This is a genomic window from Kineosporia corallincola (assembly GCF_018499875.1).
GTDB classification, from domain to species: domain Bacteria; phylum Actinomycetota; class Actinomycetes; order Actinomycetales; family Kineosporiaceae; genus Kineosporia; species Kineosporia corallincola.
In genome coordinates, this window is sequence record NZ_JAHBAY010000005.1 from 417,316 (window position 1) to 421,653 (window position 4,338).

4 protein-coding genes are annotated in these 4,338 nt (G+C 70.9%); all 4 read right to left on the reverse strand.

Translation table 11 applies throughout. The annotated features are described in order from the left end of the window. Nucleotides 1–208: 208 nt before the first annotated feature. From KIH74_RS14660 to KIH74_RS14675, 4 genes are read right to left on the reverse strand one after another with little or no spacing between them, the layout of a single operon-like run. A complete protein-coding gene (locus tag KIH74_RS14660; RefSeq protein WP_214156470.1) occupies nt 209–1,159 on the reverse strand; it encodes a nucleotidyl transferase AbiEii/AbiGii toxin family protein in 951 nt (316 codons plus the stop codon). Beyond that, complete coding sequence (locus tag KIH74_RS14665; RefSeq protein WP_214156471.1) at nt 1,152–1,799, reverse strand: type IV toxin-antitoxin system AbiEi family antitoxin domain-containing protein; 648 nt, start codon at nt 1,797–1,799, stop codon at nt 1,152–1,154. Before KIH74_RS14665 ends, KIH74_RS14660 begins: the two co-directional genes overlap by 8 nt. Nucleotides 1,800–1,851: 52 nt before the next feature. After that, nucleotides 1,852–3,261, reverse strand: coding sequence for a hypothetical protein (locus KIH74_RS14670; RefSeq protein ID WP_214156472.1), 1,410 nt, complete (start codon nt 3,259–3,261; stop codon nt 1,852–1,854). A gap of 34 nt (nt 3,262–3,295) precedes the next feature. Then, on the reverse strand, nt 3,296–4,198 hold the full coding sequence (locus KIH74_RS14675; protein WP_214156473.1) for a hypothetical protein: 903 nt from the start codon (nt 4,196–4,198) through the stop codon (nt 3,296–3,298). Nucleotides 4,199–4,338 lie beyond the last annotated feature (140 nt).

Consider the following 4,338-nt stretch of genomic DNA (forward strand, 5'->3'; position numbering starts at 1 on the left):
GCCGGTCCGGCATCGCGGAGGCCATCTTGCAGTCACACCGGACCCAAGGAAAGAGCGTTTGCGGACATTTATCCCCCTCCAACGGACATGAGGCTGGTCACAGAGCAAACGTTGCCGTCGGCCCCTGGAGGGTGAGGATCGTGTTGTCGTGGCCATCGGTGCGGGTGCCCCGGCGGTTTCGGCGCCGTTGCAGGCACCAGGTGGATACTCACTCCCAGGCCGTCACCCGGGGATTCCAGGCGCCCGTTCCGGGGGACGCGGCAAGCGCCGGGTCAATGAGCGAAGCGACGAGAGCAGTTGCGGTCCGGACGCTGTACTCCGCGGCGATCGGCACCCCCCTCGCAGTGGCCGGGTAAGTGGACGCCCACTCGTCCGGGACGTCGAAATGGTGAAAGGGCTCGATATTGCTCAGCCGGCGCTTCGCGTCGATGGCACGACGTAACTCGGCCAGCTCGACGTGCTGAGTGCGTGCGAGCACGACGAGGTCGACCAGGTCTTTGACCCGGCTGCTGCGTCGGCCACCGGGATAACTGGAGTCCATGGTGGCGCAGACCTTGTCGGCGATCTGGTCGGCCACCGGGTAGAGACGGTACGGGTGCGTGACGAGGGGACGACGCAGGCGCAGGCGATTGGCCGGTTCCACGATCTCCGGTGTCGCGACGGGTGGTGGTCCGACCACGACATCGACCGTGACGGTGTCGATCTGGGTGCCGTAATCAGCGTCCAGGCAGGCGAAGACATAGCGCCGGGTCTCCACTCCGGGCTGGTTGTCGCCCAACCCGGTCGGAGACGAGCGGATCAGCTGGAAGGTCAGGTGATCACCGAGGTCGAGGGCGGCCAGCTCGACGAGAGCCTGCTCGGCCGTCGCGAGGTCGGCCGCATGCTGGGTGGCCAGATCCATGTCCTTGGTGGTGCGCGAGCGCGGCACCCGGGCAAGCATGCTCATTCCTCCCTTGAGCATCCACTCCGAATCCTGCCCCTTGGCAAAGACGCGAGTCAGAAAACGATCGAAGCGCGCCTGACGAATTTGAGCGTCCACGCCGGCCGCGCTGACTCCCGGGCCGGCCTCGCGGGCAGCTTTCTTCGCGGCGTCCTTGATCGCCAGCTCCAGCGAGCGCCAGTCCCTGTAGCCTCCGGCCGTCGTGTTCACGTCAGTCACCGCGCCATCCTTCCGGCCTGACGCCCGCAAGCTCGAAAAGTTCGGCCGCCAGGGCCATGCCGGTGCTCTTTCGGCGGCCGGCCACGGAGGAGAGATACCGCACCAGCTGGTCGGGCGCGACGAGCCGGTCCGAGCGCACCGCGTCGCGCACCGCGCCAGCCACCAATGACAGGTCGGTGCCCAGGTCGACGAGGTCGGCGATGGTCCGCTCGACCGTGAGCGACGGCAGACCGTCGACAGGAATCACCTCCTGACGGGTCAGGGCACGGGCGCGCAGGTTCAGGCCGGGCAGCCGCGTGCCCTTGCGTGAGGGAACGATGAAGTCGAAGTCGCTCAGGACGAAATCGCCGATGCCGTGGACAACGGCCGCCGTTGGGCCTGCTGCCACGACACCCACTCCCGCCGAGGTTGTCATGGCACCACCGAGCGCCAGCCAGGTCGCGTAGATCGCCTCGTGACGTGTCGTAGGAGCACCCGCCATGCGGTAGACGCCCCGTGCGACCCGTTCGAGAGCGCCAGCCGCGGCCATCCGGGACAGTTGCTTGCGCGTGACTCCTACCTGTTCGGCCTGGGCCGTGGTGACCAGGCCCCACCGCCGCTCCGCCAGGGAACCGAGCCGAGCCAGCGTTGCATCTGCCACAACAACTATTGTACCCAGATTCGGTCACAAACGTTGTCGCCATCGGCGGTCGTCACAGGGCAGACCACAGCGCCTGGTTGTTCAGCGCGATCGTCACGTTGCCGTCGGCCTGGAGGGTGAGGATCGCGTTGTCGTGGCCGTCGGTGCGGGTGCTCCAGCGGGTTGCGGAGCCGTCGTAGAGCACCAGGTTGCTGTCGGCCTGGAACACCAGCTGGTCGCCGCCGGAGGTGCCGCTGCTCCAGGTGACCTCGCCGTTCTCGTCGGTGAGAGTGACGTTGCCGCTGCGGGTCAGGGCCAGGGTGATCCGGTCGGTGTGCCAGTTCTGGCCGGGGCGCAGCACCGACGTCCCGTTGATCACGACGGTCTGCCAGTCCTTCTTCGCCGGGCTGCTGGTGGACGCCTTCAGCGGCTTGGTCTTCGTGGTCGCCACGTCCGTGGTGTCGGCGGCCTTCGTGGCCGGCTCGGCAGCGGCGGCGCGGGTTTCGGTCAGGGCACGGACGCCCGGAGCGGCCTGGTCCTCCGGGTCCCGTTCCCGGGTGGGGCCGGTGGACGGCGAGGGCTCCGACGACTCCGGCGCCGTGCTCGGGGTGACCACCGTGAGCGATCCGGAGGCGTTGGCGGCGGTGTTGGCGGCGTTGCCCGTGGGGTCGTTCTGCTGGGCGCCATCGTCACCGGGCACCAGCGCGGCGATCACGACGACCACGGCCGCCAGGGCCACGCCGCCGCCGACCACCACGCCGGTGCGGCGCCGGGAGGAACCGGATCTGCCGGGCTCCAGGCCGTTTTCGGATCCGTCGTCGATCGGTCTTCCGGGGCCGACCTCGATCCGATCCTGGCTGCCGTCCGCGCCCACGCCGGTCTCGTCCGGCCAGTCGGTCAGGTCCGCCGCGCCCCTCAGGTCCGCCGAGCCCCTCAGGTCCGCGGGCCCCCTCAGGTCGGCTGAACCGGTCGAGGTGGCCGAACCGGTCACGGCGGCCGGGCCGGTCACGTCGGCCGGGCCGGTCACGGCGGCCGGGCCGGTCACGTCGGCCGGGCCGGTCACGTCGGCCGGGCCGGTCACGTCGGCCGGGCCGGTCACGTCGGTCGCAACGGCCGGGTTGGTCCAGGCGGTCAGAGCGGCCGGGTCGGCCGGGTCGGTCACGGCGGCCGGGTCGGTCCAGGCCGTCAGAGCGGCCGGGTCGGTCCAGGCGGTCCCGTGCGGGTCGCCGTCGCCCTCCGTGCCGCCCGGGTCCGAGGCTGCTCCCCCGTCCTGGTCGGCGTCCGTGACCGCGCCCGGGACAGGGTGTTTCGTCGTCCCTGATTCTGCCGCGACCCGGGGCTCACCGGTGACCGGAGAGCCGTCCATCACCACTACCGGCGACGGTTCCGGGGCGCGGACGCCGGTGACGTCGTCCGCGTCGAGCCGGGGCAGCGTCGTGCCCCGGGGCAGCGCGTCGTCGGGTGCCGGGGATTCCTGGGCCATCGGTGTCGCCTCTCTGGTGACCGCGTGGGGGTTTTCAGGGCACGGACCACAGGGTCGTGCCGCTCAGCGAGATACTCACGTCACCGCCGGAGCCGAGAGTGAGCACGGCGCCGTCATTGTTCATGGTGGAGGTGCTCCACAGCGTGCCGTTGTCGTCGTCGTAGAGCACGAAGTTGCCGTCGGCCTGGAACACCAGCTCCTCGCCGCCGGAGGTGCCGCTGCTCCAGGTGACGTCACCGTTCTCGTCGGTGAGGGTCACGTTGCCGCCGCTGGTCAGGGCCAGCCGGATCCGGTCGGTGTGCCAGTTCTCGCCGGGGCGCAGCACCGACGTGCTGTTGACCACGAGACTGCCCCACTCCTGCGCGGCGGCCTGGGTGGTGGTGCTGGTCGTGGCCCTGGTGGTGGTCGTCGTGGTCGTGGCCTTGCCGCCGCCCTGGGCGGCCGGCTCCGCCGCGCCGTTGGTGCCGGTGGTGCCGGCGGCCGCCCGGGTGGCGCCACCCTTCCTCGTCGCGGTGGGCGTGGAAGTGACTGTGCCCGTGGGTGTCACGGCCGGGCTCTGGGTGCGGCGTCCTGGGGACACGGTTGCGGTGGCCGGCCCTGTGGGCGTGGCCTCGCCGGTGGCGATCGCGATCTGGACCGGCGGCGGCAGGGCACCCTGCTCGGGGTCGTCGCCGCGCACCCAGCGCGGCACCAGCACCCCCAGGCCCAGCACCACGGCCACCACCGCGACGGCCGTCCCGATCACCGGGCCACGCAGCGTCATCGGTTTCGGGGGAACCAGATCCAGGTCCGAGATCTCCGCGCGGGAGGACGTTTCCCGGGACCGGCCGCTCCCGCCGGCCCAGTTCCCGTCCTCGCTCCACCGCCCGTCGCCGTCCCACTGGCTGCCGTCGTCCCACTGCCCGTCGCCGTTCCGCTGCCCGGAGTCCCGCGCCATCGGCCTGTCCTCTCCTGCTTCTGCTGAGGGGGCGCACGACCGCGCGACACTGCGACGGAAAGCTGCCATACCGGGCAATTGCCCGATCTGCGACGGAGTTTCCCATATCCGCCCGGGCGACGCGACAGTCCCTCACCTGG